The sequence below is a fragment of the Arthrobacter sp. E1SS-5 genome (assembly GCF_057073715.1).
Map to the genome: position 1 here is coordinate 4,243,306 of NZ_CP172703.1, position 25,046 is coordinate 4,268,351.

The following is a 25,046-nucleotide window of genomic DNA, read 5'->3' on the forward strand; positions in this document are numbered from 1 at the left end:
CGAAACCAGGTACCTAACAGGTGCTTTCCCCGTGCCGGTTCCCAAAAGTCCAGTACCGGCCACCCATGACTGCCATGGCGCCCGCCTTTTAGGCTGCGAACCGGGCCGCAAAAAGGCCTGTTGCGTCAGTTCCGGAACATGGGGGCCAAAGATGAAGCCCAGAAGAATCCTGCTCGCTGCCTGCCTGCTTTTCACCTGGCAGGCAGGCCCTGCTTATGCGGACGCCGAATCAGGGCCGGTACCCAGTCCCGGGGGCCTGGGCAACGACATCTCCTGGCCCCAATGCGGGGCGGATCTTCCTGCGCCCCCTGCCTTTGCGATCGTGGGCGTGAACGGTGGCCGGCCGGATTCCGCCAACCCGTGCTTGTCGGAGCAGCTGGCCTGGGCGGACCAAAGTGCGGCCTCGGCAGGCGGAATGCCGGCGGCCGTGTACGTGAATACGGCCGCAACAGGTCCTGTGGAATCATTGTGGTGGCCTGCAGAGAACACCTATCGGGGCGCTGCTGTCAGCAACCCCTACGGGCCGTGTGATGGCACTGCCTCCCCGGCCTGCGCTTACGTGCACGGCTACGCCATGGCCGTCAACGCGGGCGACATCCTGCAGCAAGCCGGGCACACCGTGGCCCACCGCATGTGGTGGCTCGACGTTGAGTTTGGAAACAGCTGGCTGTGGGACAAGGCGGTGAATGCAGCCGAACTGGAAGGCATGACGGCCTACCTGCAGGGCGCCGGAGCAGAAGTAGGGATCTATTCAACCGGTTATCAATTCAGCGAAATTGTGGGTGACGTCAGTCCCGGCAGCAATCTCGACAAACTCCAGAACTGGCTGGCGGGCGCCTATTCCGCAGAGTCGGCAGAAGAGTATTGCGAGGCAGCCCCTCTGACCCCAGGCGGAACCGTAACCACAACGCAGTTCACGGAAAACGACCTCGACTACAACTACCGGTGCCCTGCCGCTGTCCCCGCCCCGGACCCACAGCCGGCCCCGCCGCCCGCTCCGCAGCCTGCACCCAAACCGGAAAATCCGCGCTCAAATTCCTATGCTGAACTGCACCCCGCGCAGATCTCATGACTCCCCCGCCGGAGATCAGACACGGCCGCTACCGGGCACCCGGTTGCGGCCGCCCGGAGAAGGGATCCCTGGGGTCCTTGGGAACCGCAGGCGGCGGAGTTTTGGACAACGCAAAGCGGGTGGCAGTGGCAGCGCCTCCGGCACCGAGGACACTCCCAAGCACCGCCGTGGACTGGACCAGTGAAGGGTCTTTGCTGGCGCCCACCTGCCGGGCCGCCTCTTCATAGCCCGTGAGGTTGTGTCCGGGACCCAAGCCGGCGTCTTCTCCGCCGCGGACGTAAAGGTCGTTGGTCATGGTTACGGTGACCTGGTTCCTGGCGTCGCGGTTCGGCAGGCCATCGCTGCCTGGCACCCAGTCCGTTCGGTGCTCCAGGTGAAGGCTGCTGACATCGGGGGAAGGCATGATGCGCGAAACGGGTGACCCGGCGGTCAGGACGTATTTGAGCCGGTACTCCTTCAAGAAGGCCTCTTCAGCCGCCAAATTCATGGCGTGGATGCCGCCCTGGCTGTACCCCACCGCGACCACCTCCGCGCCGGGTTCGGCACCGGCCTGCCGGAGCGACTGGATTACAGCGGCATTGATGCGTTCCGAGCGGGCACCCATGCCGTCTACGATTCCACCCAGGTCGAAAGGATTGGTCCCGCCATCGGATTCGTTCACCTGCGTTCCGGGAACCACAACGACGTAGGCTTTTCCGGCGCCGGTGTCCACTTCAATGACTTCGATGTAGCCGCTGCCGCGTGCCTCAATCATCCGTACCCGCTCAAGCAGCCCGGCGGGGCTCGCATCGAGATCGATGGGGACAGTTTCTTCCTGCATGGCCGTTACGGGGCCCGTGCGCAGGGAAGGGATGTTTTCTTCAACCGCGGACGTGATTGCGGGCAGGAGGAGGACGGCATCTGCCACCAGCATTTCAGTGGCATCCCCGTTAAGGAATCCCGTCCGCCAGAAGTCCACGTGCTTTTGGAGCTCAACGTCCGGATCCGACAGACCCAGCCGCCACTTCAGGTGGGCTGAGGATTCGGCAATCTCATACTCGCGCCTGCAGCTGCGCACCTGGCCGCTGATCCGCTGCAGTTCCAGCCGCACTTTTTGGACGGCATCCTTAGCCTCCCAAACGGCAATAAGAGCGGCGGTTCCCGTACTGCGCGGGCGGTTCTGGTGGACACCGAGCTCCTGCCAGGCGGCGAAAAGCCCGGACTCGATGGCTGCGAGCCGCTCGGCGAGCCGATCGAGCTTTCCGGCCCCCAACTCCAACTCCTCCAGCTGGACGGTAATGCCGCCCACCCCGCCGGAGACCGTGAGGTTGCCGGCCGGAGGCGGTGGCAAAACCTGGATGGGTCTTCCCCCTCTGGAGGGCGTTGCGTCAGTCATCAGAACCGGCCGTCGGGCGAACATTCGGAGGTCAACGCCGCGCGGGCATGTGCTGCCACCGCGGCAGAAGCTTCCTGGATCCGTTCCAATGCCCGCCGTACGGCCACCGCTTGCAAGGCGACAGAGGCCCGGTAGGCCTGTCCGGCAGGTGACTGCCAGTCCAGCAGCTGGATGTCATGGAAGCCCGCCACCACCCCTTCGGCACTGTCCGAGCACTGCGCCACCTTCCTGCCCACCTCCTGCACTTCCAGGCTGACGTCCAGCCCGCCGCCCCATATCCCGTCCATCGATCCGTTCCCCATGTTGCTTCCCGTCGCGGTCTCCCCGGCCGGCTGGTCCGCCCCAACCCTGCCGCTCCCAACGCTAGGGACGCTTCCCTGCCCGGGTAAGCGCCGCCGTCGGCTATGTGGACAAGTAACGTGGGGGACGCGCTTAAAGCGGCACCGGACTTCGTGAAAGAATCAGCACATGCCTGAAACTGCCGCCACAGCTGATACCCGCACGCCCTCAGGACGCCTGGCCCTCGCCGCGTCACCGGAAAAAATCGCGCTTGGACCCCTGGACGGCCGCTACCAGTCCGCCGTCGCGCCCCTGGTTGACTACCTGTCCGAGGCTGCACTGAACCGCGACCGCGTGGCCGTCGAAGTGGAATGGCTCATCCACCTGACCAGCAACAACGTCCTTCCCGGCGCGGGCCCGCTGAGTGCGGAACAGCAAAGCCAACTCCGCTCCATCGTCACGGAGTTCGACGCCGCGTCCGTGGCAGAGCTGGCCGAAATCGAGGCCGTCACCGTCCACGATGTGAAGGCCGTGGAGTACTACATTGGCCGCCGCCTTCCCGCGATCGGCATCGAAAACCTGACCGCCATGGTCCACTTCGGCTGCACGTCCGAGGACATCAACAACCTCTCCTACGCTCTCGGCGTCAAGGGTGCTGTGGAGGACGTGTGGCTGCCCGCGGCCCGCGCCCTGGTGGCACAGATCAGCAGGATGGCTGAAGACAACCGCGCCGTGCCCATGCTGTCCCGCACCCATGGCCAGCCCGCCACGCCCACCACTTTGGGCAAGGAACTGGCAGTCATCGCCCACCGCCTGACCCGCCAGCTGGACCGGATCGCCAAGACCGAATACCTGGGCAAGATCAACGGCGCCACCGGCACCTACGCAGCCCATGTGGCGTCCGTTCCCGGCGCCGACTGGCAGCAGGTGTCCAAGTCGTTCGTCGAGGGACTCGGCCTCACCTGGAACCCGCTGACCACGCAGATCGAGAGCCACGACTGGCAGGCAGAGCTGTACGCCGACGTGGCGCGCTTCAATCGCATCCTCCACAACGTCTGCACGGACATCTGGAGCTACATCTCCATCGGCTACTTCGCACAGATCCCCGTGGCCGGTGCAACGGGTTCGTCCACCATGCCGCACAAGGTCAACCCCATCCGCTTCGAAAACGCCGAGGCCAACCTGGAGATCTCCAACGGCCTGCTGGACACCCTGGCTGCCACCCTGGTGACCTCCCGCTGGCAGCGGGACCTCACCGACTCCTCCAGCCAGCGCAATATCGGTGTGGCGTTCGGCCATTCCCTGCTGGCCATCTCCAACGTGGCCAAGGGCCTTGACCGCCTGGACGTGGCCCAGGATGTCCTCGCCGCCGACCTGGACACCAACTGGGAGGTCCTGGGCGAGGCAATCCAGATGGTCATGCGCGCCGAGGCCATTGCCGGCGTCGAAGGCATGGAGAACCCGTACGAGCGCCTCAAGGACCTCACCCGCGGCCACCGCGTGGACGCGGCCCGCATGCAGGAGTTCGTGCAGGGCCTGGGCCTCTCCCCCGAGGCTGAGGCGCGGCTCCTGGCCCTCACCCCCGGCAAGTACACGGGCATCGCGGACCAGCTGGTGGACCACCTGCAGTAGGCCCCCAAGCAGGGCAGAACGTACGACGGCGGCGCCGGGCTTCGAGGAGGCCCGGCGCCTTCCTTGCATCCGGCAGGGTAACGCCGCTGCCGCCGCGCGGTTGCAGTCGTCCGGGGGTGGGAAACTGGGAACATGAAGTTGCTCCTGATCCGCCATGGCGAAACCCCCGGCAATGTGCTGGGCCAATTGGATACGGACCACCCCGGGCCCGGCCTGACCGAACTGGGCGAACGCCAGGCCGAAGCCATGGCCCGGGCACTGGCCAACGAACGCATCGAGGCACTCTACGCCTCCACCCTGATCAGGACGCAGATCACCGCCGCGCCGCTGGCCCGGCGGCACACCCTCAACGTGGAGGTCCTGGACGGGCTGCACGAAATCGAGGCCGGCTCACTGGAGAAGCTGACGGACCATGAAGCCCACAAGCGCTACATGGGGACCGTGATCTCCTGGGCCGCCGGCGACCTGGACCGCCGCATGCCCGCCGGGCCCGACGGCCATGCCTTCTTCGAGCGGTTTGACGCCGCCATCGCACAGGTGGTGGAACGGGCTGAACGGCAGCAGCACGGCACGGTTGCCGTCGTCAGCCACGGTGCCGCCATCCGCACCTGGGCAGGACTCCGGGCAGATGGCGCTGACCATGAGTTCGCAGCACGCCATGTCCTGGCCAACACCGGGATCGTCGCCCTGGAGGGAGACACGGCTGCCGGCTGGACCCTGATCCATTGGGATGGCAGCCCAGTGGGCGGCCTGGCCCTGGCAGACCCAGCGGCCGGGGATCCCACCGGACGGGACGCAGCGGCGCCCTAGGCCCGCTGCCGGTGGCGCCGGGGAGAGAATGCCCGGGTTGCCGGGCAGGTCCCGGCAACCGTCTGGCCACGTTGGGCACACTGGCTCCCTTGGCTGGGCAGGGTGCGCTGGATACCTTGACCGGAGGACGGAACCGCCGGAATCAGCCGGGCCGCCATCGCCGCGGCGGCTGCCGCCGTCGGACGCTCTCCGGGATCCATTGCCGTCAGGGAACGCAGCAGGACGGCCCAGTCGCCCAGGGAATCCGGGATCGCGGGCGAGCGCAGGGTGCGGGCGACGAGGGATTCGACGGCAGTACCGGGAAACGCCTTGGTGCCGGTGAGGAGTTCCAGCAGGACCAGCCCCATGGCGTACACGTCCCAGGACGGGTCCGCTGCCCCGCCGGCCGCCTGCTCCGGGCTCATGTAATGCACAGTCCCGGAGGAAATTCCGGGCTCGGGATCCGCCCCGGCCGCCGCCGCGATCCCAAAGTCGATGATCCGGACGGGGCTCCTCCGCAGGCCGCTCAGCATCAGGTTTGCCGGCTTGATGTCACGGTGCACCAAGCCGCCGGCGTGAAGGTGCGCGAGTGCCTCGAAAAGGCCGCGCGCCCAGCGGGCAGCGTCGGCTGGGCGCGGACTTTGCAGCCGGATGGTGTCCGCCAGGCTCGTTCCCAGCGCGAGCTCCTCCACCAGGAAAGGTCGCCCGGCGTGGGTACCGCCGTCGGCCATAACGCCCTGCGCAATAAGCCGCACAATGGAGGGATGGTTGAGTCCGGCCAGGACACCCGCTTCGTTTTGGATGCGCTGATGCTGCTTCCGGCCATTGGCGGCAGCGATCTTGACCGCAACGTCGGGACCGCCCTCCAGATCCACCGCCCGAAAGACTTCGGCAGCCGACCCACGGCCGAGGCGTTCCCGAAGCTGCCACCGTCCGGCAACGGTGCCCTTCGCTGGGACCGGGCGCGGGGCAGCAACTGCCGTTTCCAGGAGGCTCATGCGAAGGAAACCAGCGGAGCCTGCCCCCACTGGGGGTCAGCGGACCAGGCATCGAGCTGGAACCCGCAGCGGCAACGCCACACGGGTGGAAGCTCAGTACCGACCGTATCGGCGGGCGCAAAGGTGTAGCTCGCTGCTTCCAGCCCAACGGCCGGCGTCACGAGCTGCATCGGACTGCCGCAGTGGACCGCACTTCCGCCCTGCGGCGCAGTGGTGCCGTCCAGGGTGGGTCGTGTCGCGTCCGGGAAGGTCTCCTGCAGGCCAGTGCGGGTATCCGGGATTACAGCGCCAAGCCGGGGATCAGGCGGTGAAACTTCGGTGAAGGTAACCAAGACACTCACGACTCCGTTGGAAAAGCAACATCAGGAACATTCGTAAGCATACATATAACTAGTCCAACTAGCTAGTCCGCCTAGTGAATTTTAAGTTCCTCATCCTCATGCACCTGCAGCGACTGGGTCATGCGCTGGAGGAAATCGACTACGATGCGCGCCTCATCCGCGGTGAGGCTCTCGGCCACGGCCATCATCCGCCGATGCATGGCGCCGAGGGTTTCGCGCACTTCCTTATCGGACTCGACCGTTGGTACCACCACTACGGAGCGGCGGTCGGAGGGGTGCGGCTCACGACGGACATGGCCGCTGGACACCAGCCTGTCGATGAGCGAGGTGGTGGAAGCGCTAGTAATATTGAGGAACTGGCTGAGATCCTTCGGAACAACCTGCTTGCCCGACGCCTGAACCCTCAGCAGGTACCGCAGGGCAAGGATGTCCGTTTCGCCCATACCCATGGAGTCCCTGGTGCTGCGGCGGATTTCCGTTTCAGCCGCCCGGTAGTCCCGGAGTGACTTCAACACCGCTGCACTGTAGTCCAGCTGCCCGTCGGGTCCGTACCAGTAGCCGGATCCCTCGTTGCCCGTAGAAACCATGGGATCATTTTAGACCAACTTATAACTAGTCTGCCAAGCAACTTGCTGTGCCGCCTCCCACATCCGTTAGCCAGGCCCTAACCGGCAGGAAACACCGGCGTAACCACCCGGGCCTATCCTTTTCAGGCATACCCCTCCGGCGAATCGAGGCAGTTATGCAGACCAACCCCCGGCTGAACATCCGGCAGGTCCCCTGGTCCAACCCCGTAGGCGCGGACTTGCGCCGGGCCCAACAGGCTGAACTGGACGCCCGTTTTGGCCGGCCCGACCACGAACCCGGCCCGCCGCCGTCGGGCGCCGACTGCGCGGTGTTCCTGGTGGCATACGACAAAGGTTCCGGTCAACCGGTCGGCTGCGGGGGGCTGCGGCTCCTGGATGGATCAACGGCTGAGATCAAGCGCCTCTACGTGCTGCCGTATACGCGCGGCTCAGGCGTAGCGAGTTCGATCCTGGCCGCACTCGAGGCGGAGGCATTCAGCCAGGGCATTACCCGGATCAAGGCGGAGGCCGGATCAGCCCAGCCGGACGGCCGCAATTTCTACCGGAACTCCGGCTTCGAGGCGATTCCCAACTTCGGGCCGTACATCGGAGTGGAACACTCTTCCTGCTACGCCAAAACCATCAACGCCCACAGCGCCGCTCAGACTGCGATGGCCTAGCGGGGACCCGGAGGACCAGGACTAACGTTCGCCCCCGGTTCACGCCCACGGCGTCCTCCGTTTCCCCGATTGGTCCAAAGTGAGCAGCCGGGCTGTTTATCGAATCGATAGCTATAACAGCCTGGTTTTCGTCCTGCCCGGCTATAGGCTGTGCGGACATGCTCCGATTCCAGTCCAGAAATGAGTCCTGATCGTGCGTAAATTGCAGACCTTGGTTGCCGCCGCCGTCGCCGCCACCCTTCTCGCCGGATGCGGTGGCACCTCGTCCCCGCCGGCCTCGTCCGGGGAAGCCTCCGGGTCAGCGGCAGGCGCGTCAGCAGACACCCTTGTTGTTTACACCAACTCCAACGGCGAAGGCCGCGGCGATTGGTTGACCAAGAAGGCCGCCGATGCCGGCTTCAAGATCGAGATTGTGGGTGCCGGCGGCGCTGATGCCACCAACAAGCTCATCGCCGAGAAGAACAATCCCATCGCGGACGTCGCCTTCGGCCTGAACAACATGTACTTTTCGCAGGTCAAGAATGAGGGAGCGCTGGAGGCCTACCAACCCAAGTGGGCTGGTGACGTGGACAAGGGCCTGGGCGACGGGGAGACGTACTGGCCGCTGGTGAAGCAGGCCATCCTCCTGGGCTACAACTCAGACAAGATCAGCAAAGATGCGTCACCGAAGGACTGGACGGATCTTTGGACAAAGGACGAGTTCAAGAGCCGCTACGAACGGGTCACCGGCATGGGCACCGCCACGGCACAGCTTGTCTTCGCCGGCATCCTGTCGCGCTACCGCGATGAGTCCGGGGATTTGGGGATCTCCGACGAAGGCTGGAAGCAAGTTGAACAGTACTTCAAGAACGGAAGCCCGGCCGTAGCGAAAACCGACCTCTTTGCCCGCATCGCGTCCGGCGAAGTGGACATGGGCCAGATGCCGTCCTCCATCATTGCTGAGCGCGAGAAGTCCTTCAAGGTGAACGTCGACACCGTCGTCCCCTCCGTCGGCGTCCCCCTTGCAGTGGAGCAGATAGCCCTCGTGAAGGGGACCAAGAAGAAGGAGCAGGCGCAGAAATTTATCGACTGGTTCGGCAGCGCCGACGTCCAAGGTGAGTTCGCCCAGCAGTTCAACTCCATGCCCGTCAACAAGGGTGCCCAGGCAAAGGCCAATCCGGAGGTGGTGAACTTCTTTGCGGACCTTAAGCAGCAGGACATCGACTGGAACTTCGTGCAGAAGAACATGGGCGCCTGGGTGGAGAAGATCGAGCTTGAATACATGACCTAGCCCGACCTCCGCCCGCTCCCGCGCCACACCAGACAGGTTTGCCATGATCCGCTTGGAGAACATCGAAGTTACCTTTGGCGATTTCACCGCCATTCCACGCCTGGACCTGCATGTCCGCCCGGGCGAATTCTTCACCCTGCTGGGGCCCTCCGGTTGCGGGAAGACCACGGCACTGCGCACCTTGGCCGGCTTTATCCAGCCGGCCAAGGGCACCGTTCGTGTGGACGGAAAGGACGTCACCCGCCTTCCCAGCGATAAGCGGCAGGTGGGCATGGTGTTCCAGAACTATGCCCTTTTCCCCAGCATGAGCGTGTGGGAGAACATCGCTTTCGGGCTCCGGGTCCGGAAGGAAAAAGCAGCTGACAGCGACCGCCTCGTCCGGGATATTGCGCGGCGGGTGGAGCTCAGCGACGAGCAACTGGCGAAAAACGTAGCAGAACTTTCCGGCGGCCAGCAGCAGCGGGTGGCCGTTGCGCGTGCCTTGGTGCTGCGGCCGAAGATCCTGCTGCTGGACGAGCCGCTGTCCAACCTTGACGCCAAGCTCCGGCACCAGTTGCGCCAGCAGCTGAAAGACCTGCAAAGCGAGTTTGGCATTACCACCGTGTACGTCACCCATGACCAGGACGAGGCACTTGCCATGAGTGACCGCGTGGCCGTGTTCAACAAGGGCGTCATTGAGCAGGTCGGGACGCCGCAGGACATCTACGACCATGCCGCCACCGAGTTCGTCTGCAACTTCATTGGCGACAGCTCGGCCCTGACACCGGAGTTTGTGGCAGAGGTTAATAGGCTCTCCGGAGCTGGGCTCAGCACCGACGCCAAGTCGTACCTGCGGGTGGAAAAAGCCTCACTGGACCAGCCTGTGGCCGGAGGCGACGCCGTCGGACTGTCCGCCACCGTGGTCTCGCGCACGTACCACGGCCTCCACAGCCGGTACGTCGTGCGCAGCCACGGCGCTGACATCCGCCTCCTGGTCAGGGAGGACGGCGCTACCCACCCTGACGCCGGTACGGGTACAACGGTCTACATCCGGCCGGAACACATCCTCCAGTACCACCCGGACACGGGGATTGCCTTGACCCGGAATCAGGCGGTCGCCCTGCCATGAGTGCAAACACCACGGTGCGCCACATGGTTCGCTCCCCCTTCGTCCTGGTGGTCGGAGTGGTCCTCACGTGGTTCATTGCCGCTTTCCTTGTTTGGCCCAACGTCAACATCCTGATCGCCACTTTCTTTCCGGATGGGAGCTTTTCAGGCCGGGCGGCGGAGAAGCTGTTCTCCTCGCAGCGGGCAATGAAGGCCCTTGGCAACAGCTTTCTCCTGGCCGTGGCACTCTCCATCACCGTCAATGTGGTGGGGGTCTTTATCGTTTTGGTCACGCACTACTTCCGGATCCGAGGCTCCAGGATCCTCTTCCTGGGCTACGCGTCCACCTTTATCTACGGTGGCATCGTGCTGGCGGCGGGCTACAAATTCATCTACGGCGAGAAGGGCATTGTCACCTCGCTGCTGGTCAAGATGGTTCCCGGCATGGACCCGGGCTGGTTCTCAGGGTTCTTCGCCGTCCTGGTGGTGATGACCTTTGCCACCACCACCAACCACATGCTGTTCGTGGCGAATGCGCTCAAAGGCATCGACTACCAGACCATCGAGGCTGCACGTAATCTTGGCGCCTCCACGTGGACCATCCTGCGGCGAATTGTCCTGCCGATGCTCAAACCCACACTGTTCGCCGTCACCATCCTGTCGTTCCTTACCGGCCTGGGCGCGTTGAGCGCTCCCCAGGTGCTGGGTGGCCGGGATTTCCAGACCATCACTCCGATGATCCTGACGTTTACCAACAGCCCCACCTCGCGCGACCTCGCCGCGCTGCTGGCCGTGATTCTCGGCGTGGCTACCATCCTGATGCTCGCCGTGATGTCCCGCCTGGAGAGGGGCGGCACCTACTTTTCCGTGTCGAAGGTGTCCTCGGAACTGCAGAAGCAGCAGATCCGAAACCCCGCAGCCAACCTGGCCGTGCATGCTGTGGCGTATCTACTCTTCGCCATCTACACGCTTCCAGTCGTTTTGATCGTGCTGTATTCCTTCGCCGACGGGGCGGCCATCCAGACCGGACAACTGTCGCTCGCCAACCTGACAATGGAGAACTACGTTCGCGTCCTCACCCAGGAGTCAGGGATCCGGCCGTTCATCGTGAGCGTGGTGTACAGCGCCCTGGCGGCTGTTGTCGCCGTCGGCGGACTCCTTTTCGTGGCCCGGCTGCTGCAGAAATACAGGAACTGGGCGGCCTCGGCCTTTGAGTACCTGCTGCACATCCCCTGGATCCTGCCCTCCGCGCTGCTGGCCCTCGGCTTGATCGTCAGTTACGACCATCCCAGTCCGCTGGTGGGAGGGGCCGTCCTTACCGGAACCACCGTGATCCTGCTCATCGCCTTCGTCACGGTGAAGATCCCGTTCACGCTCCGGATGCTCAAAGCGTCCTTTGCCTCCGTGAACTCCTCCTTGGAGGAGGCTGCAGCCATCATGGGCGCCAGGACACTGTACGTCTTCCGGCGGATCCTTCTGCCGCTGGTGCTGCCGGCTGCGGCCGCCATCACCGCCCTGAATTTCAACAGCCTGCTGGACGACTATGACACCGCTATCTTCCTTGCCCATCCGCTGGTCCAGCCGCTGGGCCTGGTCATCAAGGCCAACACTGACGGGGCCGAGGGAACCGAGGGAATCGCCAATACCTTCGTTTACACGGTGCTCCTCATGGTCATCACGGGTGTGACCATGTACCTGGTGTATGGCAGGTCCGGCCGGCGCGGGACAAGGAAGCGTCTGCCCGCGTTGCCTTCCGCATCGCAGGCTCCCGGTCCGGAAGCCCAGGACGCCCAGGCGCCGGGAGAGGATGACGCCACGCGCCCCGCGGCTGCCGTCCGCTGATCAGCCTCCGGCAGTACTGCCGACGGCGGCCCTTGCGTTCCGCCGTCGGGCGAGGTTGAGCATGCGGTCCCGCAGCGGCTGGGCACGGTCGGCGAGCGCAACCCGTCCCAGCGCTGACGAGGCCACGCTCACGGCACGGGTGCGCAGCCGCCGCTGCCTGTTGTAGGCCCGCAGCGCCCGGTCCTCCGGAAGGGTATTGAGGAGGTCAGCCAGCGTGACCGCGTCCACCAGCGACTCGCAGGCCCCGCGGCCCAGGGTTGGCATCATGGCGTGGGCGGCATCCCCCACGAGCACCCTCCTGCCGCTGACATAGGACCCGAGTCGCGGTACCGTCCACAGGCGCTGGACCAGGCATTCCTCCGGCGTGGCTGCGGCCAGAGTGCGGCGGATGGCGGGTGCGTGGTGGGCGAAGCGTGCCCGTGCCTGCTCGAGAACCGACGCCGGGTCTATCCCGTATGGGCCGAGGTCCGACCGGTAGCTCGCGTACCAAAAGGAGCCTCCCCGGGCAGCAGCCATCCCGAACAGGTCACCGCGGCCCCAGTACTCGCCCACCTCATCCGGCCCGACTGAAGTAGGGAGGGTGCCGCGAAGAGCGAGGTAAGGGGTGAGACGGGCATCGGTGGCCCCGCCCCACGCCGCACGGCGGACCATGCTGTGGACGCCGTCGGCTCCCACCACCAGGCTGCCGTCCACGGGGACTGCCTGCACGGTGTCAGTGACCCGCCGGACTGTTGCGGGCACTGCTTCATCCAGCAGCCGGATCAGGTCAATCCGGGAGATGCCGAACATTTCCCCGGCGTCGACGGTGACCCACGGTTCACCCTGGGCGTTGCGGACCGACCCGCTGCCCAGCACCGGGCTGACCGCCCGTGCCTCGTCAAGGATGCCCAGCCGGGCCAGGGCGCGTTGGGCGTTGGGCCACATCCCGAGGGCGTTGCCGACCGTGGGCAGTGCCGGACGTTTCTCATGGACGGTTACCTGGAAGCGGCCGGGGTTCAACGCCGCCGCGAGGGCCAGGCCGGCGATGCCGCCGCCAACGATCGTGATCGTTTCCATGCACGCCATTTTACTACTTTTGTAGTGAACCGAAAGGGGTCCCACTACACTGATTCCATGCCGGACCGACGTACCCTGTTGCTCGACGCTGCCCTGGCCGTGGTGGCGGACAAGGGCATGAAGGGTCTCACCCACCGGGCCGTGGATACTGCCGCCGGCCTGTCGGAAGGCACGACGTCGAACTACTACCGCAACCGCGCCGCGCTGGTGGACGCCGTCCTGGACCGGCTGCTCGAGCTGGACGCCGCGCTCCTCCGGGAGCAGGGACCGGCCGGTCCGCCAAAGGATGCCACTGAACTGGCAAACCAGCTCGCCTCCATGGTGGTGCTGCTTGCCGGCAGGCACGCCGGCCTGACCCGGGCGCGGCTGGCGCTTTCCCTGGACAAGCCCAATTCCGTGACGGCCGGCCACTTCCAGCTGGTGGGCGGACTGGAAAACGCCCTTGCCGCGCTGGGTGTCCAGGATGCGAAGGCCCGGGCCCGGGATGTAGCCGACTACGGCGATGGGGTGCTGCTGCACCTGCTCACCGTCAGGCGTGACGAGCAGCCCGACGTTGCCGCCATCGCGGCGGCCGTCCGGCGGCTGGTGGGCAGCTGAGCCCCGCCCAGCCGGCCGGCGTCGTAATTCCCCTGGCTTAGGAAGCGGGAGTGGGCCAGCCGGTGTACGCCTCGGCAAGGTAGGCCCTGCCGTTCCGGGAGGAGACAACGGAATTCAGTTCCCCGAGCTGGCGGGCACGGGAGAAATCGTCGGCGTCCGCGGGGGTGTGCAGCATGGTGGTCATCCAGTAGGAGAACTGCTGCGCCTTCCAGACCCGGTCCAGGGCGCGGTCACTGTAGGTCTCCAGGAGTGCATCCGAGCCGGAGTTGTAGTGGCTGTCCAGGCCCTCGAAGAGGACCTTGACGTCATTGATGGCCAGGTTGAGGCCCTTGGCGCCGGTGGGTGGAACCGTGTGGGCTGCGTCGCCGGCCAGGAACAGGTTGCCGTGGCGCATGGGCGTGTGGACGAAGCTGCGGAAGGGCAGCACCATCTTCTCCAGGACCGGGCCTTCCTTGAGCTCGAAGCCGTTGCCGTTGACGCGGCTGCGGAATTCGGCCCAAATCCGGTCGTCATCCCAGTCGGCGACGTTTTCCTTGGGGTCGCACTGGAAGTACATTCGCTGCACTGTCTCGGTGCGCTGGCTGATCAGGGCGAAACCGTTGGCCGAGTTGGCGTAGATCAGCTCATCCGAGCTGCGCGGCGCCTCGGCCAGGATGCCAAACCAGGCGAAGGGGTATTCGTGGAAGTACCACTTGCGGTGGGCTTCGGGGATCTGGAACCGGCAGTGGCTGCGGGAGCCGTCCGCGCCCACCAGGTAGTCTGCCTGGATTTCGAACTCGACGCCGTCCACATCGGTGAACCAGACCTTCGGCTTGCCTTCGAGGTCGTGCACCGAGGTGTCGGTGACGCTGTAGCGGACGTCGCCGCCGTCGTCCTTCCGGCGCGCGGCGAGGTCCAGGAAGACGTCCGTTTGCGGGTACAGCCACACGGACTCCCCCACGAGGTCCTTGAAGTCGATACGGTGGCTCTCGCCGTTGAAGCGCAGCTCAATCCCGTCGTGCCGGTCGCCGTCGCGCAGCACCCGGTCCGAGACTCCGCTGTCCACCAGCAGGTTGACGGTGCCATGCTCGAGGATGCCGGCCCGCACGGTGTGGGCGATCTGCTCGTGGCTGCGGATCTCGATCACCGTGGAGTCGATGCCCGCCTTGGCCAGCAGGTGGGAGAGCATGAGTCCGGCGGGACCGCCGCCCATGATGGCTACCTGCGTAGTGATGATTTTTCGTGTCATGATCTGTCCTCGCTTCGTTGCGGGCCCCGCCTGGGCGGCACCGGATCGGTTCGTCTGCCAACCAGTGTGGGCCGAAGGTGGTGACCGCCGTTACACCCGTTCCGTTCAATGGTTAGCCGTCCGCCATCTGCCGGGCGATGCCGCGGGCGGCTGTCTGCAGTGCCGGCACCAGCGCCTGCAGGCGCATCTCGAGGAGGGGAACCACGACGCCGAGCGACGCCACAGCGCGCTGCCTGCGGTTCAGGACCGGGACGGCTATGCCCCAGGTGTCCGGATCCACTACGCCCTTGAGTTGGGCGAAGCCCTGGCGGGACGTTTCGGCCAGCAGAGCCCGGATGGCGTCCGCGGCTACTTTTCCTTCCGGGTCGGTAAACCTCGCGAGGTATTCCTCCTGCATCATCTTGTCCTGGTGGGCCATCAGCGCCAGTCCCGCGGACGAGATGTGCACCGGCATCCTTCCTGCAACCTGGGCGCGGTTGGCCACCGAACCGCGCCTGGACAGCCGCTCCACGAACAATGCCTCCCAGCCGTCCAGCACGGCCAGGTTCACGTTCTGGTGCAGGACCTGCTGGATGTCCTCCATGAACGGCATGGCCGCCTGCCGCAGGGCCAGCGTGGGTGAGGTCCGGTTCACCAGTTCCCACAACCGGACGCCGGGCCGGACCATGCCGCCCGGCGCCGCCTCCAGCAGTCCGTGGGCGGCAAGCTGGCCCACCAGGCGGTGCGTGGTGGTGAGCGGCAGGCCGGCGCGCTGGGCGAGGTCGCTCAACTGCAGGGCGCTGACGTCCTGGGGAAACGCGGAGATCAGCCGCACGATCCGGTCCACCACGGAGTCGCCGGATTTCGAGTTGGCCAGCGCGAACACCTGCTTCCGTTGAATGGGAAAACATGTCCCAGATTACACCCCCTGGTGATACAAACCTCACTGGGAATGAGGGCGATGCTGCCCAAAACCACCACGGCAAAGCAGCCCGCCGCCCAAACTCCTGGAAGATACACCGAGGTATTTCTATGTCATTTGCGCCAACCCAACACCGCTCCAAGTGGCCGGTCTGGCTTTGCTGGCTCGCAATGGTCCTTGACGGCTTTGACCTGGTGGTCCTGGGCACCGTCATCCCCACCCTGATCAAGACCCACGAACTTGGCTTCGACGCGGTGGGCGCCACGTGGGCCGCCACCATCTCGCTGGTCGGCGTTGGCGCCGGCGCCCTGTTCATCGCCCCGCTGTCCGACCGCTTCGGCCGGCGCCGCCTCCTGGTGGCCTGCGTCCTGTGGTTTTCGATCTTCACCATCGCCGTGGTGTTCGCTCCCAGCGTCGCGGTGTTCTGCGTCTTCCGGCTCCTTGCCGGGCTGGGCCTGGGTGCGTGCCTCCCGGCCGCCCTGGCCTACATGAACGACTACGCTCCTGCAGGTACTGCCGGCAAGTCCACCACGCGCACCATGACGGGCTACCACGCGGGCGCCGTGGCCACGTCCTTCCTTGCCCTGATGCTGATCCCGGACTGGCGGATGATGTTCATCGTGGGCGGCCTGGCGGGCATTGCCCTGGCGCCCTTCCTGTGGTTCAAGCTCCCGGAGACCCTGCCGTCAGCGGCTGCCTCAGGAACCGAAGCAAAGGAACCGGCCCCAGCCCGCGCAAGCTTCCGGGACCTGGCACGGAAGCCGTACCCCCTGGTGGCGCTGGCCATCGCGGCGGCATCCTTCATGGGCCTGCTCCTGGTCTACGGCCTGAACACCTGGCTCCCGCAGCTGATGGCCGGCGCCGGATACACGGTCAGCACCGGCCTGGTCCTCCTGCTGGTCCTGAATGTGGGCGCCGTGGTGGGCCTGGTCATCGCAGGCATCCTGGCCGACAAGCACGGCACCAAGAAGGTGGTACTGCTGTGGTTCGGGCTCTCCGCGGTCTTCCTGGCGGTCCTGAGCGTCAAGATCCAAAGTGAAGTGCTGCTCAACCTGGCAGTCTTTGTCACGGGCGTTTTTGTGTTCAGCGCACAGGTGCTGGTCTACGCGTGGGTCAGCCAGCTGTTCCCGGCAGCCCTCCGCGCAACAGCACTGGGGTTCGCCGCCGGCGTGGGCCGGCTCGGCGCGATCATGGGCCCTGCAGTCACCGGAACGCTGGTGGCTGCCAACATCGCCTACCCCTGGGGCTTCTACGTCTTTGCGGCCGCTGCCGCCATTGCCGTGGTAGCGCTGGTGGCAGTTCCCCACACCATCCGGGCAGTCCGGGAAGAGGCAACCGCGGAACGCCGATAACCTGCCGCCGTCCGGCCAGCTGGGGCACCCAGGCGGGCCGGACGGTGAAGGCGGTCAGGCCGCCGTCGTAACGCGGCCCTGCCTGCGCCGCAGACGGCGCCATACGGCGGGAGCCAGCACCACTGCTATGCCGACGGCGGCGCCAATGACGGTCTCGATGATGCGGTCACGCAACAGGAAAACAGGCGAGGCGGGAACCACCAGGAGGGTGGAGATCAGTGCCAGGGGGGTGACGAACACCTGGGCCAGGAGGTACTGGCGGAGGATGAACATCTCGGCGCCGAACTGGCACAGCGCCATGACGAGCACGGTCTGCCAGGGCTGCAGGCCCACCAGCAGGATCGCCGCCAGGACCAGCAGGCCCAGAACCGTGCCGATGATTCTTTGAATGCCGCGGCGCACGCGGTGCCGGGTGGTGTGGCCCACCAGGGGTACGACGGCGGCCACCATGGCCCAGTAGTTGTGCCCGAATCCCAGGCTGGACCCGGCCCAGGTGGCCAGCGTGCCGGCAAGTCCCGCGGCCACCAGGTAGCCGAACCCTTCAAGCCAGGCGGTGCGCTTCTCCGCGGGGGTGCGCCGGATCCGGGGAGGCCTGGTCCATGGGGTGCGGTGGGAAGGAAGAATCCGGGAGGAGAAGCCGACAAGCAGGGCGAACACCGTGGTGAGGACAGCCACCAGCATGCCCTGCCAAAGGGGCGGCTGGTTGGGGATGGACGCAATGGCGGCGAACGCGAAAATGTGGAAGAGCGACCCAGCCGGGCGCAGCCGCAGCCAGGAGATGGCGACGGAGCAGGCGCCCGCCACCAGCGTGGTGGCCAGGACCAAAAGCCAGGTGTGGGCAGCGCCATCCAGGCCCCAGGCAGGCCCCATGCGGGCCGCGAGCGCCGCCAGGAAGATCACCAGCAGCATCAGCAGCCCGGCCCGCAGCTGCAGCACGAAGCGGACGGCATGCGGTTCGCCGCGGCCGTAGATTCCGGTGAAGGCGCCGAAGGACGCGAAGATTGCCAGGTCCAGCCGGCCCAGCAGCACCAGCGTAATGAGGGGAACGAAGACGCCCACGGCACATCGCAGCGCCGGGTGGTGGTCCTTGTTGCCGGGGCCGATGGTGAACATCTCGGCAAACATCTTCACGGGCAGCGCCTTCCTGGGGTGGATTCTGGACGGGCGGCCACGCTGACGTTCCTGATAAATCCTACGGCCCTGCCCCCTGACGGCGCCTGCCGCGTTCCCCTGAATGGAATCGGAAGGCAACGCAGGGGAAACAAGGCGGGGCAATGCTTGAGCCATGAAGCACCCTTCGTCCCACCCGGCCGCTAAAGAATTGCGCTGCGAGGTCTGCGGCCAGATGCCGGAACCGCCCAAGGCCAGACTGACTGCGGCGAACGTGGCCGTGATGCTGCCCATCGAGCTGCTGGTGCACGCGCTGGTGGTGGAAACCCACCTTCCTTATGTAGCCAAGGTGCTGGTACTGACGCTGACCGCGACGTTCCTGGTGATCTGGGTGGCCGAGCCGTCGGCTGCCCGGCTCCTGCTCCGCTGGCTGCATGCTCCTGCCTTGAGGCGCCGCCGGCAGCTGGCGGCGGCCCCTTCGCTGTGGCGGGCGCGGACCATGCTGCGGGACCAGCCCGGTTCGCTGCAGCGGATCACACGGGCGCTGGCGCGGCTGGACACCAACATCCTCAGCATCCACGTCCACCCTGTGCCTGGCGGGGTCCTGGACGAGTTCGTCCTCTCGGTCCCCGGCCACGTGCGCGAGCGGGAGCTTTTGGAGGCACTGCACGACGGCGGCGGCGGAAGTTCCCACGTGTGGCCCACCACCGCGCTGGCCATGGCGGACGGGCAGACAAAGGCGCTGAGCCTCGCGGCACGGATCGCTGCCGCCCCGGAGGAACTGCCCCTGGCGGTGGCCGAGCTGCTGCACGCAAGGATCCTGCCGCCGTCGGACGCCGGCAGCAAAGGCCCCGACGACGGAACGCGCCTTAAGATCCCCACGGCATGGCACGGGCCCATCACCTTTTCCCGGCCGGGCGAGCCGTTCACCCCGGCGGAATCGGCGCGGGCCCACCGGCTCGCCGAACTGGCCGAAATCACTTCCTATCGGCCGGCCGCGTCCCCAACAAAACATTGAGCCCCCAGCCCACCACGGTGACCAGGATGATGGCACCGGCCATGGAGGCCAGCTGGACCGGGGTGGACAGGATGCCGAGGCTGACGATCAGCGTGGTGGCTCCGGCGGGCGGGTGGGGCAGCCCCAGCCAGGTCAGCACGAGCGTGGTGAGCCCCACCGACAATACGCCGCTGAGGACATGCAGCGGGGTCAGTCCGCCCACGGTCGCGGACGGCTGTCCCTGCAGGCCCAACGCATACAGGCACAGGACGCCGGCCAGTAGCCCGACGCCATGCCCCACGAGGGTGTTGACGGGCCTGGCGGCTTTCTGTTCGGGCGATTCGAAGAACAACATCACCGTGGGGCCGAGGCTGGGAAACAGCCAGGGCAGGTGGATGAGCAGCCCCACCGCGCCACTGACGGCAAGGACAACGATGCCCAGAACCCCTGCGTACAGTCCGGCGCCCAGCTTGTTCCATTTCTTCTTAGCCTGTTCCAGCGCTGGTGTGTTCATGGTTGACCCATACCCGCCGGCCGCCGGTCACAATCGGTTGAAAAGCCGACCACGAAGCTGGTGCCCCAATAAGCCTTGACAGTGGCGGGAGTCACTCCTACCTTTGATTTTGGGATCCCAAGTTGGGATCCCAAAACTGCAAAGCTTCCGCTCGGCGCTCCGGATCGCCCAGCGGACACTCCCCATCGGCAACGGCCCAACGGGCACGTACCGCACCGTTCGCATCCCCCCATCCGTAAACTTCCCCGTGAAGGAGAAGCTGTGTCCATCCCAAACACCGAAACAACGGCCACGTCCCCTGAGGCCACCCCCGGAACCGCAGACAAACCCGGAAAGGACGGCACGCAACGGCGCACTGCCGTCCGCTGGAAGCTCTTTTTGCTGCTCCTGGTCCTGGTCTCCGTCAACTACATTGACCGCGGTTCCATCTCCGTCGCGCTGCCCATCATCCAAAAGGAATTCAACCTCGCCCCCGAGCTGGTGGGCCTGCTGCTGTCCGCGTTCTTCTGGACCTACGCCCTGATGCAGGTGCCCGTGGGCTGGCTGATCGACAAATTCGGTCCCCGCAAAGTGATGACCGCTTCCTGCATTGGCTGGGGCGCTGCAACGGCGGCCTCCGGCATGGCAGGCGGCTTCCTCAGCATGTTCATCGCCCGGCTCGGCATCGGCGTGACGGAGGCCGGGGTGATGCCCGCCGGCGGCAAGCTCAACGCCATCTGGATGCACAAGTCAGAACGCGGCCGTGGCGCCACGATCCTGGACGCCGGCGCACCCCTGGGTGCCGGGCTTGGCGGCATTATTATTGCCGGCCTCATCGCCTCCACGGGCAGCTGGCGCTGGGCCTTCGTCATCGCCGGCGCCGCCACGGTCCTCATGGGCCTGGCCGTGTGGTGGTACGTCAGGGACAACCCCCGCCAGCACCGCGGCGTCAACGACGCCGAGGCCTCCTACATCGAAGCGTCGCACGCCGCCGAGGATGCCGAAGCAGCCATGGACGGCAGCAAAGGCAAGCGCGGGCTGCTCCCCTACCTCAAGTTCCGCTCCTTCTGGGCCATGTGCCTGGGCTGGCTCGGCTTCAACGGCGTGTTCTACGGCCTGCTGACCTGGGGCCCGTTGTACCTGGCCCAGGCCAAGGGCTTCGACCTGAAGACCATCGGCTGGTCCACGCTGGTGATCTTCGGCGCCGGGTTCGTCGGGGAAATCATTGGCGGCACCATCGCAGACAAGTGGCGTGCGTCCGGCGCCTCCGCCAACCTGGTTATGCGGACCCTCCTGGGCATCTCCAGCGCCATCGTCGTGGCAGGGCTGGTGGGCGTTACCGTGGTCCCCGACGCCACCACCGCCGTGGTCCTGCTCTCCGTGGTCCTTTTCTTCCTGCGCTGGGTGGGCCTGTTCTGGAGCATCCCCTCCATCCTGGGTGGCCGTACCAACGCCGGCGTCCTGGGCGGGGCGATGAACCTCAGCGGCAACATCTCCGGCTTCGTCACCCCCATCGTCGTCGGCCTGATCGTGGGCGCCACCGGCTCCTACACCTGGGCGCTGCTGTACTTCGTGGGTTCCGCGGTGATCATGGGCGCCTCCGTCCTCACCCTGAACTACAACAAGCGGCTTCCTGTCTAAGCTGACCCTCGCAGGGAAACTTGCAATCGACGCCCCCGCAGCCGGGAGCAGTGCCGTACGAGAATCCGGAATGGAGCACCATGCTGACCGCAGAAGAGACCCAGGACAAGGACCGCCCCCTCCGCGAGACTGTCCGGGACACCCTCCGCACCCGGATTTTCGAAGGACACTACGCTCCCGGCACGCGGCTGGTGGAACGGGACCTGGCAGCCGAATTCTCCGTCTCCCGGCTGCCGGTCCGCGAAGCCCTGCGAATGCTTCGCATGGAAGGCCTGATCAGTGACCGCGGCGCACGCGGCGCCGAGGTCAGCACCCTCAGCCCCAAGGACGTTGAGGACCTCTTCGACGTCCGCCAGTCCCTGGAGGTGCTGGCCTGCCGGCTCGCCGCCAAGCGGGCCACCAAGGAGCACCTCGCCTACCTCAAGGGCCTGCTGGACAACGCGGAGGCCTTCCTGGCGAAGGGCTCGGTCATGGAAGCGCACCGCTCCAACAGCGAATTCCACGACGCCATCACCCGGATCGCCGACAACAACTTCCTCAAGTCCGCCCTGGAACCCCTCCAGGGCCGGATGCACTGGTTGTTCCGGCACGTGGCCGACCTGCCCGAACTCATCCGCGAGCACCGCGAACTCTACGCTGCCATCGCCAGCGGCGACCCGGACAGGGCAGCTGCCCAGTCCGCATCCCACATCGGGAAGTACCGGGACCAGTTCCCCGAGGACTTCCAAAAAACCGAACCAGAATTCCACCGGAAGAGAAAATGAAACTCCTGGTCATCAACCCCAACATCAGCGCCGATGTCACCGCACTGATCGAATCCGAGGCGCTGCGGTCCGCCTCCCCCGGCACCGACCTGCTGGTCCGGACGGCCGGCCACGGTGTGGAGTACATCGAGACCCGCTTCGAATCCCTCATCGCCGCCGGAGCGGTAGCAGAAATCATCGCCGAACACACGCGCCCGGGAGCAGACCCGGTGGATGCCGTGGTGGTGGCAGCCTTTGGCGATCCCGGCATGCCGGGACTCAAGGAACTGGCCGACGTGCCCGTCATCGGCATCACCGAGGCCGCCCTGTGCGCAGCAGCGCTGCAGGGACAGCGCTTCTCCATCATTGCCATCTCGGACCGGATCAAGCCCTGGTACCGCGACTGCGTGGAGCAGTTCGGCCTGGCCGGCCGGCTGGCCTCGATCCGTTCCATCAACGACTCCCTTCCCAGCATCGCATCCGTCCAACAGGACTTCCGGGAAACCCTGCTGGCACTCAGCCGGCAGGCCGTGGCCGAGGACGGCGCCGACGTCGTCATCCTTGCCGGCGCACCGCTGGCAGGCCTGGCCCGCGAACTCAAGGGACAGATTCCCGTGCCCGTCGTTGACGGCATTTCCGCCGGCATCCGCATGGCGGAGGCGGTGGCCGCGCTGCAGTCCGGAACCCACCGCGCCGGCGCCTTTGCCCCGCCCCCGGCCAAGGACCGCAAAGGCCTGTCCGGCAACCTGGACGCTGCCCTCGCCGCCCGCCAGGAGCACTCCGGCGCCCCACAGCCCGCCGCCTAAGCCCCACTTCACCAACCCAGGAAGACACCGATGTCCCACCAACCAGACCTCGTTATTGCCAACGCCACCGTGGTGAACAGCTACGGCCGCCAGGAAGCCCACATCGTGGTGCACCACGGAAAGATCACCCAACTCGTCGACGCCGCCCAGCCGGTGCCTCCCTCGGACCAGACCATCGACGCCACGGGCAAGCTCGTGATCCCCGGGGGCGTGGACGGACACTGCCACGTGGCCCAGGTGACCGGACGCTTCCGCACCCTTGACGACTACCGCACCACCTCCACCGCAGCCCTGTGGGGCGGCACCACCACCATCATCGACTTCGGCATTCCCCGTGATGCCCAGGAAACCCCGCTTGCTGCCGTCCTGCACAAGAAGGAACTGGCCACCCAGTCCCGCTGCGACGTGGCCCTCCACGGCGCCGTCATCAGCTGGGACGAAACGGTGCCGTGGCAGCTCGAGCAGTTGGCCGCTGAGGGCGTCCGTTCGGTGAAGATGTACACCACCAACCGCGGAACCACCATGGCCGACGGCGACACCATCCTCAAGGTCATGCGGGAAATGGTGCGGCTGGACGGCCTGGCCTACATCCATGCCGAGCACGACCCCATCATCGCCGACTGCACAGAGCAGCACGCCCAGGACGGCCGGATCGGCATCGAACACCTGCACCGGACCCGGCCCGAGCTGGCCGAGGAGATCTCCGTCAAGGAGACCCTGGCAATGGCCGAATACACGGGTGCGCCGGTGTACTTCGTCCACCAGTCCACGCCCGGCGCCGTTGACCTGGTATCGCAGGCGCGGGAGAGCGGGACTGAGGCATATTCCGAGACCTGCCCGCATTACGTCACCCTGGACGACAGCGTCTACGCCTCCACCTTCCCCGAGTGGTTCGCCTGCTGCCCGCCCATGCGCTGCACCGAAACGGTGGCGGCCCTGAAGGAGCGGCTGGCCTCCGGCGCCATCCACACCATGTCCTCGGACCACTCCTGCTACGACCTGTCCCAGAAACGCGAGCGCACCGATGACGTGCGTGCCATGCCGCACGGGCTGCCCGGCGTGGAGACGCGCATGCCGGTCACCTTCACGGCAATGACCTCCGCAGGGGCAAGCGTGGAGCAGTTTGTCAGCGCCTTCGCCACCGAACCCGCAAGGATCAACGCCGTCCCCGGCAAGGGCCGCATCGCCGAAGGCTTCGACGCCGACCTGGTGGTTTTCGATCCCGACGAGGAACGCACCGTGGACGGCGCAGCCCTGCACATGGGAACGGACTTTTCCCCCTTCGACGGGAAGGCACTCACGGGCTGGCCCGCCGTCGTGGTTTCCAATGGACGCGTGGTCCTGGACGCGGACGGCTTCCACGATCCCGGCGCCGCAGGCCGCTTCATCCACCGCAACGGCTTCCGGCAGCACCAGTCCGCCTCCGAAGCCGCCCACCTGCCCGCCGCCGCCCTCTAGGAGCCACCATGCCTGCAACCATTCGCCCCCGCAGGATCGGCATGATCGTGCCGTCCTCCAACACCTGCCTGGAACCGCAGACGTACCGCATCCTGGGCAGCCGCACCGACGTGACAGTGCATTTCACCCGGATCCCGGTCACCCGGATCGCGCTCGATGACTCCTCGGACCGCCAGTTCGACCCTGCCGTCATGCGGGAGGCGGCACAGCTGCTGGCGACGGCGGACGTGGACGTGATTGCCTGGAACGGCACGTCAGGATCGTGGCTGGGGTCCGCGCACGACCAGGAACTGGCCGCGGAGATCACCGGCGCCACCGGGATCTCCGCCACCACCTCCACGCTGGCCTATCTCGAGGCCTTCCGGGCCGTCGGCACGGAGCGCATCGGCCTGTTCACGCCATACACGGAAGACGTGAACCACCAGGTCATCGCTTGTTACGAGCGTGAAGGCATCAAGACCGTGGACCACCGGGCCCTGGGCCTGAGCGACAACGAGTCCTTTGCCCGGGTCACCGATGACGAAATGCGCCCCGGCTCCCTGGAGCTGGCGGCCGCCGCGCCGGACGCTTTGGTGTACCTCTGCACCAACCTGTACGGGGCCAACATCACCGCAGAGATCGAGGAAACCACCGGGGTTCCCGTGCTGGACTCCGTGGCGGTCACCCTCTGGCACGCCCTGAAACTGGCCGGCGCCCCGCTGCTGGAGCCTCGCTGGGGACGGCTGCTGGGCTGA

Annotated in this window: 25 protein-coding genes; 15 read left to right on the plus strand and 10 right to left on the minus strand. The window is 66.1% G+C overall.

The annotated features are described in order from the left end of the window. Positions 1 to 151 precede the first annotated feature (151 nt). Positions 152 to 1,072: a hypothetical protein gene (locus ACIGJD_RS19750; RefSeq protein ID WP_483687608.1), complete on the plus strand. Its 921-nt coding sequence runs from the start codon at positions 152 to 154 to the stop codon at positions 1,070 to 1,072. A 28-nt stretch (positions 1,073 to 1,100) separates the two neighbouring features. On the opposite strand, the gene ACIGJD_RS19755 is transcribed toward ACIGJD_RS19750, so the two are convergent. Continuing rightward, positions 1,101 to 2,402, minus strand: coding sequence for a hypothetical protein (locus tag ACIGJD_RS19755; RefSeq protein ID WP_483687609.1), 1,302 nt, complete (start codon positions 2,400 to 2,402; stop codon positions 1,101 to 1,103). 44 nt (positions 2,403 to 2,446) lie between these two features. Continuing rightward, positions 2,447 to 2,734, minus strand: a complete 288-nt coding sequence (locus tag ACIGJD_RS19760; RefSeq protein ID WP_483687610.1) for a hypothetical protein — start codon at positions 2,732 to 2,734, stop codon at positions 2,447 to 2,449. Between the two features lie 181 nt (positions 2,735 to 2,915). On the opposite strand from ACIGJD_RS19760, the gene purB reads away from it, so the two are divergent. Together purB and ACIGJD_RS19770 are read left to right on the plus strand one after the other, a co-directional pair. After that, on the plus strand, positions 2,916 to 4,358 hold the full coding sequence (purB, locus tag ACIGJD_RS19765) for an adenylosuccinate lyase (RefSeq protein WP_483687611.1): 1,443 nt from the start codon (positions 2,916 to 2,918) through the stop codon (positions 4,356 to 4,358). 132 nt (positions 4,359 to 4,490) lie between these two features. Further along, positions 4,491 to 5,168: a histidine phosphatase family protein gene (locus ACIGJD_RS19770; RefSeq protein WP_483687612.1), complete on the plus strand. Its 678-nt coding sequence runs from the start codon at positions 4,491 to 4,493 to the stop codon at positions 5,166 to 5,168. On the opposite strand, the gene ACIGJD_RS19775 is transcribed toward ACIGJD_RS19770, so the two are convergent. The 3 genes from ACIGJD_RS19775 to ACIGJD_RS19785 all read right to left on the minus strand — a co-directional run bounded on the left by ACIGJD_RS19775 (position 5,165) and on the right by ACIGJD_RS19785 (position 7,073). Further along, positions 5,165 to 6,145: a serine/threonine-protein kinase gene (locus ACIGJD_RS19775; protein WP_483687613.1), complete on the minus strand. Its 981-nt coding sequence runs from the start codon at positions 6,143 to 6,145 to the stop codon at positions 5,165 to 5,167. The genes ACIGJD_RS19770 and ACIGJD_RS19775 overlap by 4 nt on opposite strands. Continuing rightward, positions 6,142 to 6,486 (minus strand): hypothetical protein, encoded by a 345-nt coding sequence (locus ACIGJD_RS19780; RefSeq protein WP_483687614.1) that lies wholly within the window; start codon positions 6,484 to 6,486, stop codon positions 6,142 to 6,144. Before ACIGJD_RS19780 ends, ACIGJD_RS19775 begins: the two co-directional genes overlap by 4 nt. 71 nt (positions 6,487 to 6,557) lie before the next feature. Then, the gene (locus ACIGJD_RS19785) at positions 6,558 to 7,073 is read right to left on the minus strand and encodes a MarR family winged helix-turn-helix transcriptional regulator (protein WP_483687615.1); all 516 of its coding nucleotides are present in this window, start codon (positions 7,071 to 7,073) and stop codon (positions 6,558 to 6,560) included. 155 nt (positions 7,074 to 7,228) lie between these two features. On the opposite strand from ACIGJD_RS19785, the gene ACIGJD_RS19790 reads away from it, so the two are divergent. From ACIGJD_RS19790 to ACIGJD_RS19805, 4 genes are all read left to right on the plus strand, one after another. After that, entirely contained in the window at positions 7,229 to 7,732 is a 504-nt protein-coding gene (locus ACIGJD_RS19790) for a GNAT family N-acetyltransferase (protein ID WP_483687616.1), read from the plus strand. A gap of 193 nt (positions 7,733 to 7,925) precedes the next feature. Then, the gene (locus ACIGJD_RS19795; protein ID WP_483687617.1) at positions 7,926 to 9,002 is read left to right on the plus strand and encodes an extracellular solute-binding protein; all 1,077 of its coding nucleotides are present in this window, start codon (positions 7,926 to 7,928) and stop codon (positions 9,000 to 9,002) included. Between the two features lie 43 nt (positions 9,003 to 9,045). After that, positions 9,046 to 10,110: an ABC transporter ATP-binding protein gene (locus ACIGJD_RS19800; RefSeq protein WP_483687618.1), complete on the plus strand. Its 1,065-nt coding sequence runs from the start codon at positions 9,046 to 9,048 to the stop codon at positions 10,108 to 10,110. Further along, positions 10,107 to 11,930, plus strand: a complete 1,824-nt coding sequence (locus ACIGJD_RS19805) for an ABC transporter permease (RefSeq protein WP_483687619.1) — start codon at positions 10,107 to 10,109, stop codon at positions 11,928 to 11,930. The genes ACIGJD_RS19800 and ACIGJD_RS19805 overlap by 4 nt, the downstream gene beginning before the upstream one ends. Here ACIGJD_RS19805 and ACIGJD_RS19810 read toward each other — a convergent pair whose 3' ends face one another. Next, entirely contained in the window at positions 11,931 to 12,986 is a 1,056-nt protein-coding gene (locus tag ACIGJD_RS19810; protein WP_483687620.1) for an FAD-dependent monooxygenase, read from the minus strand. Positions 12,987 to 13,043: 57 nt separating this feature from the next. Between ACIGJD_RS19810 and ACIGJD_RS19815 the strand changes: the two genes are divergently transcribed. Then, on the plus strand, positions 13,044 to 13,583 hold the full coding sequence (locus ACIGJD_RS19815; RefSeq protein WP_483687621.1) for a TetR/AcrR family transcriptional regulator: 540 nt from the start codon (positions 13,044 to 13,046) through the stop codon (positions 13,581 to 13,583). Positions 13,584 to 13,620: 37 nt separating this feature from the next. Here the strand turns inward: ACIGJD_RS19815 and ACIGJD_RS19820 are convergent, their stop codons facing one another. Both ACIGJD_RS19820 and ACIGJD_RS19825 read right to left on the minus strand, forming a co-directional pair. Next, positions 13,621 to 14,811, minus strand: a complete 1,191-nt coding sequence (locus ACIGJD_RS19820) for a 4-hydroxybenzoate 3-monooxygenase (RefSeq protein WP_483687622.1) — start codon at positions 14,809 to 14,811, stop codon at positions 13,621 to 13,623. 112 nt (positions 14,812 to 14,923) lie between these two features. Beyond that, positions 14,924 to 15,667 carry an IclR family transcriptional regulator gene (locus tag ACIGJD_RS19825; protein ID WP_483689549.1) on the minus strand — a complete coding sequence of 248 codons (744 nt, stop codon included), beginning with the start codon at positions 15,665 to 15,667 and terminating at the stop codon, positions 14,924 to 14,926. 155 nt (positions 15,668 to 15,822) lie between these two features. Here ACIGJD_RS19825 and ACIGJD_RS19830 point away from each other — a divergent pair, with 155 nt between their 5' ends. Continuing rightward, positions 15,823 to 17,064, plus strand: coding sequence for an MFS transporter (locus tag ACIGJD_RS19830; RefSeq protein ID WP_483687623.1), 1,242 nt, complete (start codon positions 15,823 to 15,825; stop codon positions 17,062 to 17,064). A 54-nt stretch (positions 17,065 to 17,118) separates the two neighbouring features. On the opposite strand, the gene ACIGJD_RS19835 is transcribed toward ACIGJD_RS19830, so the two are convergent. Further along, entirely contained in the window at positions 17,119 to 18,195 is a 1,077-nt protein-coding gene (locus ACIGJD_RS19835) for an FUSC family protein (RefSeq protein WP_483687624.1), read from the minus strand. A 154-nt stretch (positions 18,196 to 18,349) separates the two neighbouring features. Here ACIGJD_RS19835 and ACIGJD_RS19840 point away from each other — a divergent pair, with 154 nt between their 5' ends. Continuing rightward, on the plus strand, positions 18,350 to 19,192 hold the full coding sequence (locus ACIGJD_RS19840) for an ACT domain-containing protein (protein WP_483687625.1): 843 nt from the start codon (positions 18,350 to 18,352) through the stop codon (positions 19,190 to 19,192). Here the strand turns inward: ACIGJD_RS19840 and ACIGJD_RS19845 are convergent. Continuing rightward, the gene (locus tag ACIGJD_RS19845) at positions 19,152 to 19,685 is read right to left on the minus strand and encodes an HPP family protein (protein ID WP_483687626.1); all 534 of its coding nucleotides are present in this window, start codon (positions 19,683 to 19,685) and stop codon (positions 19,152 to 19,154) included. The two genes, ACIGJD_RS19840 and ACIGJD_RS19845, sit on opposite strands and share 41 nt — an antisense overlap. 261 nt (positions 19,686 to 19,946) lie before the next feature. Between ACIGJD_RS19845 and ACIGJD_RS19850 the strand changes: the two genes are divergently transcribed. The 5 genes from ACIGJD_RS19850 to ACIGJD_RS19870 all read left to right on the plus strand — a co-directional run bounded on the left by ACIGJD_RS19850 (position 19,947) and on the right by ACIGJD_RS19870 (position 25,046). Then, positions 19,947 to 21,305 (plus strand): MFS transporter, encoded by a 1,359-nt coding sequence (locus tag ACIGJD_RS19850; RefSeq protein ID WP_483687627.1) that lies wholly within the window; start codon positions 19,947 to 19,949, stop codon positions 21,303 to 21,305. A gap of 80 nt (positions 21,306 to 21,385) precedes the next feature. Beyond that, positions 21,386 to 22,069: a GntR family transcriptional regulator gene (locus ACIGJD_RS19855; RefSeq protein WP_483687628.1), complete on the plus strand. Its 684-nt coding sequence runs from the start codon at positions 21,386 to 21,388 to the stop codon at positions 22,067 to 22,069. Then, a complete protein-coding gene (locus tag ACIGJD_RS19860; protein ID WP_483687629.1) occupies positions 22,066 to 22,854 on the plus strand; it encodes an aspartate/glutamate racemase family protein in 789 nt (262 codons plus the stop codon). Before ACIGJD_RS19855 ends, ACIGJD_RS19860 begins: the two co-directional genes overlap by 4 nt. A gap of 30 nt (positions 22,855 to 22,884) precedes the next feature. Further along, positions 22,885 to 24,312 (plus strand): amidohydrolase family protein, encoded by a 1,428-nt coding sequence (locus ACIGJD_RS19865; RefSeq protein ID WP_483687630.1) that lies wholly within the window; start codon positions 22,885 to 22,887, stop codon positions 24,310 to 24,312. Between the two features lie 8 nt (positions 24,313 to 24,320). Further along, positions 24,321 to 25,046, plus strand: coding sequence for a maleate cis-trans isomerase family protein (locus ACIGJD_RS19870; protein WP_483687631.1), 726 nt, complete (start codon positions 24,321 to 24,323; stop codon positions 25,044 to 25,046).